The organism is Cellulosimicrobium protaetiae (assembly GCF_009708005.2).
Taxonomy (GTDB): domain Bacteria; phylum Actinomycetota; class Actinomycetes; order Actinomycetales; family Cellulomonadaceae; genus Cellulosimicrobium; species Cellulosimicrobium protaetiae.
Window position 1 is genome coordinate 2,210,233 of sequence record NZ_CP052757.1, and the last position, 14,032, is coordinate 2,224,264.

The following is a 14,032-nucleotide window of genomic DNA, read 5'->3' on the forward strand; positions in this document are numbered from 1 at the left end:
ACCGTGCGTCACCCGGGCTTCGACGGCACGTCAGGTCTGTCGGCGCGGTGCCGGTGCCTCCTGCTCGAGCGCCCAGCGGTAGGCGGGCAGGGCCATCAGGTCGGCGTGCGTGCCGCGTGCGACGACGCGTGCCGGGACGTCGTCGGGCGAGCCGTCGGGGACGCCGAGGAGCAGTACCTCGTCGACCGCCTCGAGCGCGCTGAGCCGGTGCGTCGCGAGGACGACGCCGCGGCGCCCGTCATCGGCCGACCCGCCCGTCGACCCGCGCGTCGTCGCGACGAGGTGGCGGACGAGCGCGTCGGCCCCGGCCGCGTCGAGGTGCTCCGCCGGCTCGTCGAGCAGGAGCAGCGGCGCGGGGGACAGGAGCGCGCGGGCGACGAGCAGGCGCCGCCGCTCACCGCCGGAGACCGTCGTCGCGTCGGGGCCGAGCAGGGTCTCGACCCCGTCGGGCAGCGCGGACAGCCAGGGGTCCAGGCCGACGGCGCGCAGGGCTGCCGTCGCGTCCTGGACCGTGACGTCCCCCCGAGCCACGCGCAGGTTCTCCAGGACCGTCGTGTCGAAGACGTGCGCGTCCTCGGCGACGAGGACGACGCCGCGGGCCGCCGCCTCCCGGGGGAGGGCGCTCACGTCGGCCCCGTCGAGCGTGGCCCGGCCCGCGAGCGCGGGGACGAGCCCCGCGGCGGTGGCGAGCAGCGTCGTCTTCCCGACGCCGGACGGACCCACGACCGCGACCGCACGGCCGGGTCGCAGGCAGAGGTCCACGCCCTCGACGACGACGCGTGCCGTCCCCGGCCAGCCCGCGGCGACGCCGTCGAGCTCGAGAGTGACGTCGTCGCCGGGCGACGGCGCGCCTGACCCACCCGGCGCGGCGGGCGTGACCGCCGGTGGCACGCCGTGATCGGGCCCGTCGAGGAGCGCGACGACGCGCGTCGCCGCCTGCCGAGAGCGGTGGAGCTGGACGGCGGCGGCCGGCAGGGCGTTCGCGGCCTCGAACACCGCGAGCGGCGTGAGCACGATCACGGACAGCTCGACGGGCGCGAGCGTCCCCGCCGTGACCGCGGGGATACCGAGGAGGAGCGACGCGAGCACCGCCAGCCCGACCGCGAGCGCGGCGATCCCCGCGGAGACCCCCGCGGGTCGCGCACCGTCGTCGGTCACCCGGGCGAGCGCCCGGTCCGTCGCGCGCAGGTCGTCGAGGCGCGCGCCGAGACGACCGGAGACGGCGAGGGGGCCGGACTGCTCGAGGATCTCGAGCGTCGTCGCGGTCATCGCCGCGCGCGTCGTCGCGCCGCGCGCCTCGACCTCGCGCGCGGACCGCGCCGAGAGCCACGGCGCGAGGACAGCGGCGAGGAGCAGGCACAGCGCGAGGGTGACGCCGGCGGCGGGCAGGAAGGCACCGACGAGCACCACGGAGCCCACGGACACGGCGAGCGCGACCCCGGCGGGGACGAGCGCACGCACGACGAGGTCCCCCACGGCGTCGACGTCCGCGCCGACCCGTGCCAGCAGGTCGCCACGGCGCAGCCCGACGAGGGCGCCCGGCGAGCCCTGCGCGAGGGCGGTGTAGAGGTTGGCGCGCAGGGCGGCCATGCCGCGCAGCGCGACGTCGTGCGAGGCGAGGCGCTCGAGGTAGCGGAACACGCCGCGCGAGATCCCGAACGCGCGCACGGCCACGACCGCGACGGACAGCGTGAGCACGGGTGGCATCTGCGAGGCGCGCGCGATGAGCCACGCGGCCGCCGCGGCGAGCCCGACCGCGCTGCCGAGCGAGAGCGTGCCGAGCACCACGGCCCACACGACGCGACGCCAGCGCACGTCGAGGAGCTTGACGGCGCGCCACAACGGGTCTGCCGCGAGACGGCGGCGTGGCCCGCTCACGGGAGCCTCCCCTCGGACGTCGCGACGGTGGAGGCGAGCGCGGCCGCGTCGGTGGGGACGGCGGGGGAGGCGCCCGACGGCGCGGAGCGGACCTCGACGACGTCGTCCGCGGCCCGGACGAGCGAGGTGCGGTGAGCCACGACGACGACGGTGCGGCCCTGGTCGCGGAACGCGCGCACGGCGTCGAGCACGACCTGCTCGCCGCGTGCGTCGAGGTGGGCCGTCGGCTCGTCGAGGACGACGAGCGGGACGCGTGCGGGGTCGTCGAGCAGCGCGGCGGCCAGCGCGACGCGCTGGCGCTGGCCCACGCTCAGGCCGACGCCGCCGCGCCCGACCTCGGTGTCCCAGCCGTCGGGGAGCGTCGCGAGGACGGCGTCGAGGCCGGCGGTGCGGGCCGCGCGGTCCAGGTCGGCGTCGCCCACGGGCAGGCCGCCCGCGACGACGTCGCGCAGGCGGCCCGGCGCGAGCACCGGGCGCTGGGGGAGCCAGGCCACCTGGGGCCAGAAGGTGGTCGGGTCGAGGTCGGCGAGGTCGACCGGCTCCGCGCCCGGCGGGGTCAGGGTGACTGTGCCACGGTCGGGGCGGACGAGGCCGAGGAGGATGAGCGCGGTCGTCGTCTTGCCGGACCCGCTCGGGCCGGTGAGGGCCACGACCCGACCCGACGGCGCCAGCCCGGTGGAGCCGGGGGCGGCACCGAGCCGGAGCGTGAGGTCGAGGCGCGCCGGCGCGAGCACGTCACGGTCGCCCGCGCGGACGCTCACGCCGCGCAGGGCGATCGTGGCTCCGGCGAGCGACGGAGCGGCGACGGTCCCGGGCTCCGGAGCCTCCTCGTCGAGGACCGCGAACGCCTGCTCGGCGGCGGCGATGCCGTCGGTCGAGGCGTGGAAGTGGAGGCCGACTTGCCGCAGCGGGAGGTAGACCTCGGGCGCGAGCACGAGGACCGCGAGCGCGGGCTCGAGCTCCATCCCCCCGTGCACGAGGCGCAGCCCGACGCCCACCGCCACGACGGCGACGGAGAGGGTCGTGAGGAGCTCCAGGACCATGCCGGAGAGGAAGGCGATGCGCAGCGTGCCCATGGTGGCGCGCCGGTTGGCGTCGCCGAGCGCGCGCACGCGCCGTTCCGGGCCGCGCGCTCGGCCGAACGCGAGGAGGGTGGGCAGGCCGGCGAGCAGGTCGAGCACCTGCGCGCCGAGACGCTGCATGACGACGAGGCGTCGCTCCGACGTCCCGGCGGTGAGCCGCCCGACGAGCACCATGAACACGGGGACGAGCGGGATGGTCACCGCGATGACCACCGCGGAGACCCAGTCCAGCCCGAGCACGACGGCGAGCGTCGCGGGCGTGACGGTCGCGGCGAGCAGGAGCTGGGGCAGGTAGCGCACCATGTACGGCTCGAGGGCGTCGAGCCCGCGCGTCGCGAGCGTGGCGACCTCGGGGCCGCGCCCGGACGCGAGCCAGCGCGGACCGAGCGCGACCGCGTGCGTGACGACCTGCTCGCGCAGCTCGGCCACCGTGCGCGTCGCGGCCCGCAGCGCGAACCGCTCCTGCGCCCACGAGGTCGCGGCGCGGGCTGCCACGACGGCGGCGAGCAGCCCGACCCGCGGCCCGAGGTCGGCCAGGTCGGCCGTCCCCTGGATCGCCGGTGCGAGGACCGACGCGAGGACGATCGCCTGGGCGACGACCAGGGCCGCGGTGGCGAACCCGAGCACCGCCGTCAGGACGACGTACCCTCGCGCGGCCCGCGCGTGGCGCAGGAGCCGCGGGTCGAGCGGCTTCACGCGTCTCCCGACCCGCCGGTCCCGAGGTCCCGGCCCGCCGAGCCGCCGGAGGACGCCCCGCCGAACGCCGCCTCGCGGACCTTCTTGAGCGAGAGGCCGGCGGGCGCGGGGATGTCCTTCGTCGACAGCCGGCGGCGGAACACCCAGTAGGTCCACGACTGGTAGGCGATGACGAGCGGCGTGAGGATCACCGCGACCCAGGTCATCACCGTGAGCGTGTAGTCCGTGGACGACGCGTTGTGGATCGTCAGGGAGTTCGCGGGGTCGACCGCGGGCATGACGTCGGGGTACATCGACCCGAAGATCAGCACGACGGCCGCGACGATCGTCACCGCGGAAGCGGTGAACGCCCAGCCCTCGGCGCCACGCCGGTTGGCGACGAGCGCCGCGACGAGGCCACCGGCGGCCAGCAGGACGGCCGCCCACGTCCATGGCACGGAGTACGCGACCTGGGCCCACACGGCCCAGCCGCCCGCGAGCACGAGCGCCGCGACCCCGAAGACCGAGGCGTGCTGGCGGGCCCGGGCGCGGATCTCGCCGTCCGTCTTGAGGGCGACGAACACCGAGCCGTGCAGCAGGAACAGGCTCAGCGTGACGAGGCCGCCGAGCAGCGCGAACGGCGACAGGAGCGAGAAGAACCCGCCCACGAACTGGTGGTCGGCGTCGAGCTGCACGCCGCGCACGAGGTTGGCGAACGCGACCCCCCACAGCACGGCGGGCACCCACGACCCGACCTGGATCGCGACGTCGCAGCGCCGCGCCCAGCCCTCGTCGCGGATCTTGCCGCGGTACTCGAACGCGACGCCGCGCACGATGAGCGCGACGAGGATGAGCAGGAGCGGCAGGTAGAAGCCCGAGAAGAGGGTCGCGTACCACTCGGGGAAGGCGGCGAACGTCGCGCCGCCCGCGGTGAGCAGCCAGACCTCGTTCCCGTCCCAGACCGGGCCGATGGTGTTGATGAGGACGCGGCGCTCCTTCTCCCGGTGCTCCTTGTCACCGCGCGGGAGGATCGACAGCAGCATGCCGACCCCGAAGTCGAAGCCCTCGAGCACGAGGTAGCCGGTCCACAGGACCGCGATGAGCACGAACCAGACGACGGCGAGATCCACGGTGGTGTTCTCCTGAGATTCTGGACGGGTCCGGGCGCGTCAGTACGCGAAGGACAGCGGTCGGTCTGCGGCCTCGGTGCCGTCGTCGGGCGGCTCCTGCGCCTCGGGCGACTCGTCGTGCACGACGAGCGGCACGCCCTCGATCGCGTAGCGGCGCATGAGCGTGAACCAGACGGCGGCGAGCGCGCCGTACAGGAGCGTGAACACGATCATCGACGTGAGCACGACGCCGGGGCTCACCACGGTCGACACGCCCCGCTCGGTGAGCAGGCGGATCTGGTCGATGCCCGTGGGGTTCGGGGCGACGACCCACGGCTGGCGGCCCATCTCGGTGAAGATCCAGCCGAACGAGTTCGCGAGGAAGGGCATGGGGATCGCGATGAGGCCCACACGGGCGAACCACACGTTGTCCGTGACGCGGCCCTTGCGCGTGAGCCAGAGCGCCATGAGCGCGAGGAGCACGGAGCCGGCGGCCATGCCGATCATGAGCCGGAAGGACCAGTACGTCATCGCGAGGTTGGGCGTGTACGTGACCGGGTCGCCGGAGGCGGTGACGTCGCCGTAGCGCTCGGTCATCTGCTCCTGGACGTCCTCGACCCCGGGCAGGTAGCTCTCGGGCCCGGAGAAGTGGCCGGTGCCGAGGTACGACGCGAGGCCCGGGATCTCGATGAGGTGCGTGACGTTCTCGCACGAGTTCGACAGGTCACCGATGGTGAGGATGGAGAACGCGGCGGCCTCCTGGCCCTCGCACAGCGCCTCGGCCGACGACATCTTGCCCGGCTGCTGCTCGTACATGATCTTGCCCTGGATGTCGCCGGAGACGGCGACGCCGATCCCGCCGACGAGCATCGCGACGACGCCGAGGGTGACCGCCGGGCGGTAGACGTCGCGCGCGAGCTCGATGTTCTCGGCCTTCCGGGTGCGGACGAGCCGGACCATCCACCAGGCGGCGATGCCGGTGACGAACGTCCCCGCGGTGAGGAATGTCGCCGTGATCTGGTGCGGGAACGCTGCGAGGAGCGTGTTGTTGGTGAGGACGGCGCCGATGTCGTTCATCTCGGCGCGACCGGTCTCGGGGTTGTAGATCGCGCCCACGGGGTGCTGCATCCACGAGTTCGCGGCGAGGATGAAGAACGCGGAGAGGTTCGTCGCGATCGCCACGGCCCAGATGCACGCGAGGTGCACCTTCTTGTTGAGCCGGTCCCAGCCGAAGATCCACAGACCCAGGAACGTCGACTCGATGAAGAACGCGGCGAGCGCCTCCATGGCGAGCGGTGCGCCGAACACGTCGCCGACGAACCGCGAGTACTCGCTCCAGTTCATGCCGAACTGGAACTCCTGCACGATGCCCGTCACGACGCCGAGCGCGAAGTTGATGAGCAGGAGCTTGCCGAAGAACTTGGTCAGGCGCAGCCACCGCTCGTTGCCGGTGCGCACCCAGGCCGTCTGCATGATCGCGACGAGGGGTGAGAGCCCGATCGTCAGCGGGACGAAGATGAAGTGGTAGACGGTCGTGATGGCGAACTGCCACCGGGCGAGATCCAGGGCTTCCACGTGCGCTCCTCGGGGGGCCGACGGGTCGGCGGGCTTCAGGGGGAGGTGCTGGGCTACGGCGCCGGTCAGGGGCGGTCCGGGGACGGCCGCCCTGTTCCGACGTTAGGCCCAATCTGCCCCATCGGCAGGGCGGGAGATGACGCCAAGTGCTGAAAACACGCCGCTTGTGACTATGTTCACAAGCCCTCGGGGCCATGGTCCCGATCTGCCAGGGCCCCCGGCCCGGGGCCCGGTGCGTGTCGTCGGGGTTCGTTCGCGCCCCTGTGCGATACTGGGCGGAGCCGGGTGGGCTCCGCATCGCCCTCCCGACGAGCACGAGATCGCGGCACCAGCGGACCGCGGCTGTCGGAGCGCCGACCGGGGCGAAGGGCCCGGTGGCAGGCGCCCGCGCCGCGCACGCGGACCGCGGCCGTGACCGACGACTTCCGTCGCCGGACGACGCGCTCCGGTGCGCTCGTCACGAGCGACGACCGACCGCCCCGAAGGGCCGCACGGTGCGGGGCGGTCCCTGTGGCAGCAGGAGCACGACGCGTGACGCTCGACAGCACCTCCGACAGCACCCCCTCAGAGTCGACGGCGGACGCCGCGACCCAGGACCGGGCCGAGACCCTGACCACCACCGGGCGCAAGCCCGCACGGCGCCGCGCGACCCGCAGCGCGGCCCCGCCCCAGACGCCCCCGGTACCCGTCGAGGCGACCGCCTCCGTCGATGCGTCGCCCGTCGACGCGCCCGCGCCGGTCGACGCGGGTCCCTCCGGCGCCCCGGCCTCCGACGTGGCCGAGAAGAAGCCCGCGCGCCGCTCGCGCCGCGCGACCCGGACGACGTCCGCGCCGGTCGAGCCCCCCGCGGGCGCGACCGAGGATCCCGCCGCGACCGCCGCCGCGGCACCGTCCTCCGTCGGCCCGGCCGACGGCGACGCCCCCTCGGCCGACGCCGAGGCGGCGGTGTCCGCTGCGCCGAAGGGCCGCGGACGCACCACGCGTCGCACTCAGAGCGGCGGCAAGAAGGCTGCGACCGCGTCGGCCGACGCTCCGCTCGACGTGCTCTCCGAGTTCGGCCTGAACGCGCCTCCGGCCGCGGAGCAGGTCGCCCCCGTCCCCGCCGCCGGGCCGGACGCCGACGCCCTGCTCGGCGCCGCCGACGCACCGCGCAAGGCCAAGCGCACCCGGACGACGCGCAAGACTGCCCCCGCGGTCGAGGCGCCGGAGGTTCCCGCCGAGCCCGTGGCGGACGCCGTCGTCGAGGTGGCGACCGAGGTGCCTGCGACGGTGACCGAGGCTCCCGCGGAGAAGAAGCCCGCGCGCCGTTCGCGTCGCGCGACGTCCGCGGCCGGAGCGCCTGCCGCGAAGGTCCCGGCGACGGCCGAGGACGCGGCGCCCGCGTCGACCGCCGAGGCGCCCGCGTCGGAACCGGTGGAGGCGACGAAGAAGCCCGCGCGCCGCTCGCGCCGCGCGACCTCGAAGGCGGCACCCGCCGAGGCCGCTCCCGAGACGCAGCAGCCGGCCGAGCCGACGTCGGACGCCGCGCCGTCGCCCGCGACCGCGCCGGAGACGCCCGTCTCGCCCGCCGCGACCGGTGCGGGCACGAGCACGCCGCGCCTCGCGACGACCGCGCTGCTGTTCCAGGCGCCCGACCCGGCGGCCGCGCCGCGCCGTCCGCGCCGCGCCCAGAGCCCGGCCGGGCCGCCCCGCCACGTCGAGCCCGCCGCCGTCGCGGCCGAGCCGACGCCCGTCGTGGCCGAGCCGCGCGAGCGTGCGGCGAAGGAGGCGCCGAGCGCCCCGGCCGTGCCTCAGCGCACGGAGGACGTGACCGCCGAGGTCGCGCTCACGGGCGAGGACGCCGCCGCCGTCGAGGAGATCGAGGCCATCGAGTCGGAGCTCGTCGCCGAGGGGATCGAGCTCCCCGACGACGCGTTCGGCCCGGAGGACTTCGTCGAACCCGACGAGGACGCCGCCGCCGAGGAGCAGCCCACGTCCGAGGACGCCGAGTCGGGTCCGCGCCGTCGTCGTCGCCGCGGCGGTCGCGGCCGTCGCGGTCGCCCGGACGCGGGTCGGGATCAGGACGAGAGCGACGAGGCCCCCACCGAGGGCGACGAGCCGGCCGACACCGACGCGACCACCGAGGGCGACGAGACCGAGCCCGAGGCCGCGGACGCCGAGGGCGGCGAGGACGAGGCGGGCAGCAGCCGCCGTCGCCGTCGCCGCCGCCGCGGCGGGCGGGCCGAGGGCGGCGAGGCCTCGTCGACCCGTTCGCGCACGCGCGAGCGGAGCCTGGCCGACGAGGTCACGGCGCTCAAGGGCTCGACGCGCCTCGAGGCGAAGCGCCAGCGCCGCCGCGAGGGACGCGACGCCGGTCGCCGCCGCCAGATCATCACCGAGGCGGAGTTCCTCGCGCGCCGCGAGGCGGTCGAGCGCTCGATGGTCGTGCGCGAGCGCGCGGGCCGCACGCAGATCGCCGTGCTCGAGGACGGCGTGCTCGTCGAGCACTACGTCTCCCAGCAGTCGCAGGCGTCCATGGCGGGCAACGTCTACCTGGGCCGGGTCCAGAACGTCCTGCCCAGCATGGAGGCCGCGTTCATCGACGTCGGCAAGGGCCGCAACGCCGTGCTCTACGCGGGCGAGGTCAACTGGGACGCGGCCGGGCTCGAAGGGCAGCCGCGTCGGATCGAGCAGGCGCTCAAGTCGGGCGACTCGGTGCTCGTGCAGGTGACCAAGGACCCGATCGGGCACAAGGGCGCGCGCCTCACGTCGCAGATCACGCTCGCGGGCCGCTACCTCGTGTTCGTCCCCGGCGGCGGCATGACGGGCATCAGCCGCAAGCTCCCGGACACCGAGCGCAACCGCCTCAAGAAGATCCTCAAGGAGGTCGTGCCCGACGGCGCGGGCGTCATCGTGCGCACCGCGGCCGAGGGCGCGAGCGAGGAGGAGCTGCGGGCCGACGTCGAGCGTCTGCGCGGCCAGTGGGAGGCCATCGAGAAGAAGTCGAAGAGCGCGTCGGCCCCCGCCCTGCTCCAGGGCGAGCCCGACCTCGCGATCCGCGTGGTCCGCGACATCTTCAACGACGACTTCAGCTCGCTCGTCGTCGAGGGCGACGGGGCGTGGTCGGAGATCTCGACCTACGTCGAGGAGCTTGCGCCGGACCTGCGCGAGCGCGTCTCGAAGTGGACCGGCACGCAGGACGTCTTCACGGTGCACCGGGTGGACGAGCAGCTCGCGAAGGGCATGGACCGCAAGGTCTGGCTGCCCTCGGGCGGGTCGCTCGTCATCGACCGTACCGAGGCGATGACCGTCGTCGACGTCAACACGGGCAAGTTCACCGGCTCGGGCGGCACGCTCGAGGAGACCGTGACGCGCAACAACCTGGAGGCGGCCGAGGAGATCGTCCGCCAGCTCCGGCTGCGCGACATCGGCGGCATCATCGTCATCGACTTCATCGACATGGTGCTCGAGTCGAACCGCGACCTCGTGCTGCGCCGTCTCGTCGAGTGCCTGGGCCGCGACCGGACCAAGCACCAGGTCGCCGAGGTCACGTCGCTCGGGCTCGTGCAGATGACGCGCAAGCGCGTCGGCCAGGGCCTCGTCGAGGCGTTCAGCGAGACGTGCGAGCACTGCCACGGGCGCGGGTTCATCGTGCACACCGACCCGATCGAGAAGTCGGGCGGGAACGGCCGTGGTGGCCACGACCACGGTGGCGGCGGCGGTGGGAGCAGCGCTGCCACCGAGGAGCCGGCCGAGTCGGGTCGTTCGGGCCGGTCGCGTCGCAAGCGCGGCTCCGGGGCGAGCGCCGCGGCGTCGAAGGACGCCGCGATCACCCTGCCGCAGCCGGCCGTCCCGGTCCTGCCGGAGGTCTCCTCCGAGGCGCGCGCGGCCGTGAAGGCCACGCTCGCGACGATCGCTGCGGCCGCGGCGCACGCCCACGAGCACGAGCACGAGCACGACGGTGCGGCTCCGGAGCCGGCCGCCGACGGCGTGACGCCCACGGAGGACGTGCCTGCGCCGGTCGTGGAGACCGGAGCCGACGTCGCCGCGGAGGCGGGAGCGGAGGCCGAGCCGGGCGCGAGCGGCGACGCGGAGCCCGTCGAGGAGTGACCTCGGCCGTGCCCGCCGGCGACGTGCCGGTGTACGCGGCGGGCGAGCGCGTCCGTCTGCGCGGCTGGCGCGCGGCGGACCTCGCGTCCTACCGCGACTGGTTGCGCCCCGGGCACGAGTGGCACCGCTGGGACGGCCCGTACTACCCGGTGCCCGACGACGCAGCCTCTGACGCGGCGGTCGCGCGCCTCGCGCGCGCGGCCGCCGCGCAGGCCGTCCACCCGGAGGGTTGGGACGACGACGGCCTGCCGCCACGTCGCGTCGTCGTCGCCGACGAGGTGGACCGGCTCGTCGGGACGTGCTCCTGGTACTGGGAGTCCGTCGAGACGCAGTGGGCACGTGTCGGGATCGGCCTGTACGACCCCGCGGTGCGCGGGCGAGGACTCGGTCGCGACGCGCTCGGCGCGTGGATCACGTACCTGTTCTCGGTGACCGGGTGGGTGCGCCTCGACCTCGCCACGTGGTCCGGGAACGCCGCGATGCTCGGCGCCGGTCGAGCGCTCGGCCTCGTGGAGGAGGGCCGGTTCCGCGACGCCCGCGTCGTCGACGGCGTGCGGCACGACGCCGTCGTCCTGGGCGTCCTGCGCCGGGAGTGGACCGCCCGGTCCTGACCGGCTCGTGACCGGCTCGGCGGCGTCTTCGTCCTCGTCACCTGCACCTGGCATCATGCCGCCATGGGTTACGACCTCTCGGGCCGCCTCGTCGTCGGCGTCGCCTCCTCCGCACTGTTCGACCTCACCGAGTCCGACCGCGTGTTCCGCACGCAGGGGGAGGCGGCGTACCGCGACTTCCAGGAGCGTCACCGCGACGACGCGCTGGCCCCGGGCGTCGCCTTCGGGTTCGTCCGTCGCCTGCTCGCGCTGAACGACCTGGCGCCGTCGGCGGACGACCCGCTGGTCGAGGTCATCGTCATGTCGCGCAACTCGCCGGAGACGGGCCTGCGCGTCATGCGCTCGATCCGGCACCACGACCTCGACATCACGCGTGCCGTCTTCCGCCAGGGCCGCAGCCCGCACGAGTTCATCCGCCCGCTGCACGTGGACCTGTTCCTGTCCGCCGACGAGCGTTCCGTGCGCGACGCGGTCGACCTCGGCCTGCCCGCGGGGTACGTGCTGGACCCGACGTTCGCGGACGAGGACGGGGACGAGCTGCGCATCGCGTTCGACTTCGACGGAGTCCTCGCGGACGACTCGTCGGAGCGTCGCTTCCAGGACGGCGGCCTCGCCTCCTTCCGGGAGCACGAGGCGCTCAACGCCGACGTCCCGCTCGGTCGGGGCCCGCTGCGCGAGCTCCTCGTCGGCATCCACCGGGTGCAGGTCGTCGAGCGCGAGCGGCACGCCACCGACCCGTCGTACCGGCCGCGCGTCCACGTCTCGCTCGTCACGGCGCGCTCCGCCCCGGCCCACGAGCGCGCGGTCGCGACGCTGTCGTCGTGGGGCGTGACCGTCGACGACGCGTTCTTCCTCGGCGGCGTCGACAAGGACGGCGTGCTCGAGGTGCTGCGGCCGCACATCTTCTTCGACGACCAGCGGGCCGTCGTCGAGGCGACCCGCCGGGTCGCGCCGTCGGTCCACGTGCCCTACGGCGAGCTCAACCGCGGCGTCCTTCCGGTCGGCCCCGCCGGCGCCGCGGGGCGTGCCCGTCCGGCCGATGCCGTCCCTCCGGCGCCGACGCGGCGCGAGGGCACGACGCCGCCGGCGGCACCGTCCGCCTCGGTCGTCGAGCGCGACGCGGACGAGGAGCCCGTCCGGGGGCGCGTCGAGGAGCGTCGGCCGGACGACGCCGGGAGATCCTCCGGGGACCAGGCCGAGGAGCGCACCGGCTCGGGGCGCACCGGGACGCGTGAGCTCCCGCTCGTGCGGTCCGTCCCGGGCATCGGTGGCGGCGGGCTCGCGGGGATCGCCGCGAGCACGGTCGCCCCGGCCGTCCAGCCGGCCGTCCAGCCGGCCGTGCAGCCGGCGCGCGAGGTCGCGACCCGCGAACCCGCCCCCGCCCCCGAGGCGACCGCCCCGGCGGAGGGCACGGAGACCGCGCCCCAGCAGGAGGCGAGCACGGAGCTGGTCGGGCGCAGCGCCGAACCCGCTGCCGGACTCTCGGGAACGACGCTGCTCAGCCGGCGAGACGTCGCGCGCCAGTCCACGCCCGACCGCGTGTCGGTGCTCGGTCCGGCGGGGGAGCCCAAGCCGCTCCCCGTCCGTCCTTCGTCGAACGGGTCGGCCCGCCACCACTGACGGCGGCGGCCTCCCGCGTCGCGGGGTGCAGGCGTCCGGTGGTTCACTGCTCGCATGACCGGCGCCGCACGCCTCCCGGACACCTCGCCCCGCACGGGTGGACGCGTCGAGGTGGTGTGCGGCCCGATGTTCGCGGGCAAGACCGAGGAGCTCCTGCGCCGGGTCCGGCGCGCCGAGGTCGCGGGGCGCCGCGTGGAGGTCGTCGGTCACGTCCTCGACACGCGGCGCGGCACGGGCACGGTGAGCTCGCACTCGGGTCTCGCGATCCCGTCGCGGACGGCGCGCGACGCCGCCGACCTCGTGCGGCTGGTGCGCGACGGCGGTCCGCTCGACCTCGTCGCGGTCGACGAGGCGCACTTCTTCGGGCCCGACCTCGTGGACGTCGTGCAGCGCCTCGCGGACGACGGGCTCGTGGTGGTCGTCGCCGGTCTCGACGTGACGTTCGACGCGCGGCCGTTCGAGCCGCTGCCCACCCTCGCGGCGCTCGCCGAGCGCGTCGACAAGCTCACCGCCGTGTGCGCGGTGTGCGGCGAGGACGCGGCCTTCCACGTGCGCGTGGCGCCGGAACCAGCCGCGCAGGGTGCGGGGTCGCGCGACCCGCTGGTCCCTGCCGCGGCGCACGTCGGCGGGGCCGAGAGCTACGAGGCGCGCTGCCGCGCGCACCTGCCCGGGGCGCCGTGGCGGTCTCAGCCGGCCGGCGTCCCGCGCGTCCCCGGCGTCCCGGGCGTCTCCGGCGGGTCCTCGACGAGCGGGACGAACGAGTAGGAGCCGTGCTCACCGACCCGGATGCCGCGCGGGTCGTCCGGGTCGTGCTCGACGAGCAGCATGGTGTGCCGGACCGGGACCACCATCCGGCCGGCCGACGCCAGCTGGCCCACGAGGGCCTGGGGGAGCGCGTCGGCCGCGGCGGACACGAGGATCCGGTCGTAGCGCTCGCCCGGGGTCCCCAGCGCACCCCGTGACGCCCGGACGATGCGTGCCCACGGTGCGCGCACGGTCGTGAGGTTCGCCGCACCCCACGCGGCGAGCTCGGGGTCCCGCTCCACGCCGAGCACGGAGCCCGACGGCCCGACGAGCACGGCGAGCAGCGCCGTCGTCCAGCCGGACCCGGAGCCGACGTCGAGCACCCGGGCGCCGGGTGCGACGTCGAGCAGCCGCAGCATCGCGGCGACGGTCGACGGCTGCGAGTTCGTCTGGCCGTGCCCGATGGCGAGGGGGCGGTCCTGGCCGGCCCAGCGGCGCTGCGCGCGGGGGAGGAACGCGCGGCGGTCGACGGCGCGCATCGCGGCCGCGACGACGTCGGGGCCGCGACCCGGCGCGTCGCCCGACCTGCCTCCGGGGCGCATGCGACCACCTCCCCAGCCAGCGTAGGCACGGCCGCGCACCACCCGCC

At 75.5% G+C, this 14,032-nt stretch carries 9 protein-coding genes; 4 read left to right on the top strand and 5 right to left on the bottom strand.

All coding sequences use genetic code 11. The features are described from left to right. Positions 1-30 precede the first annotated feature (30 nt). The 4 genes from cydC to FIC82_RS09275 are packed head-to-tail and all read right to left on the bottom strand — an operon-like array spanning position 31 to position 6,319. Positions 31-1,878 (bottom strand): thiol reductant ABC exporter subunit CydC, encoded by a 1,848-nt coding sequence (cydC, locus tag FIC82_RS09260; protein ID WP_168731664.1) that lies wholly within the window; start codon positions 1,876-1,878, stop codon positions 31-33. Next, complete coding sequence (gene cydD / locus FIC82_RS09265) at positions 1,875-3,656, bottom strand: thiol reductant ABC exporter subunit CydD (protein ID WP_168731665.1); 1,782 nt, start codon at positions 3,654-3,656, stop codon at positions 1,875-1,877. Before cydD ends, cydC begins: the two co-directional genes overlap by 4 nt. After that, positions 3,653-4,765 (bottom strand): cytochrome d ubiquinol oxidase subunit II, encoded by a 1,113-nt coding sequence (gene cydB, locus FIC82_RS09270; protein WP_168731666.1) that lies wholly within the window; start codon positions 4,763-4,765, stop codon positions 3,653-3,655. The genes cydD and cydB overlap by 4 nt, the downstream gene beginning before the upstream one ends. Before the next feature lie 39 nt (positions 4,766-4,804). After that, on the bottom strand, positions 4,805-6,319 hold the full coding sequence (locus FIC82_RS09275) for a cytochrome ubiquinol oxidase subunit I (RefSeq protein ID WP_168731667.1): 1,515 nt from the start codon (positions 6,317-6,319) through the stop codon (positions 4,805-4,807). A 531-nt stretch (positions 6,320-6,850) separates the two neighbouring features. Here FIC82_RS09275 and FIC82_RS09280 point away from each other — a divergent pair. The 4 genes from FIC82_RS09280 to FIC82_RS09295 all read left to right on the top strand — a co-directional run bounded on the left by FIC82_RS09280 (position 6,851) and on the right by FIC82_RS09295 (position 13,404). Further along, positions 6,851-10,408 (top strand): Rne/Rng family ribonuclease, encoded by a 3,558-nt coding sequence (locus FIC82_RS09280; RefSeq protein ID WP_253691669.1) that lies wholly within the window; start codon positions 6,851-6,853, stop codon positions 10,406-10,408. An 8-nt stretch (positions 10,409-10,416) separates the two neighbouring features. Continuing rightward, positions 10,417-11,019 (top strand): GNAT family N-acetyltransferase, encoded by a 603-nt coding sequence (locus FIC82_RS09285; protein ID WP_253691671.1) that lies wholly within the window; start codon positions 10,417-10,419, stop codon positions 11,017-11,019. Positions 11,020-11,082: 63 nt separating this feature from the next. Further along, the gene (locus FIC82_RS09290) at positions 11,083-12,639 is read left to right on the top strand and encodes a 5'-nucleotidase (protein ID WP_154798359.1); all 1,557 of its coding nucleotides are present in this window, start codon (positions 11,083-11,085) and stop codon (positions 12,637-12,639) included. A gap of 54 nt (positions 12,640-12,693) precedes the next feature. Continuing rightward, positions 12,694-13,404, top strand: coding sequence for a thymidine kinase (locus FIC82_RS09295; RefSeq protein ID WP_154798360.1), 711 nt, complete (start codon positions 12,694-12,696; stop codon positions 13,402-13,404). Here FIC82_RS09295 and FIC82_RS09300 read toward each other — a convergent pair. Next, positions 13,326-13,985: a protein-L-isoaspartate O-methyltransferase family protein gene (locus tag FIC82_RS09300; RefSeq protein ID WP_154798361.1), complete on the bottom strand. Its 660-nt coding sequence runs from the start codon at positions 13,983-13,985 to the stop codon at positions 13,326-13,328. The two genes, FIC82_RS09295 and FIC82_RS09300, sit on opposite strands and share 79 nt — an antisense overlap. Positions 13,986-14,032: the final 47 nt, after the last annotated feature.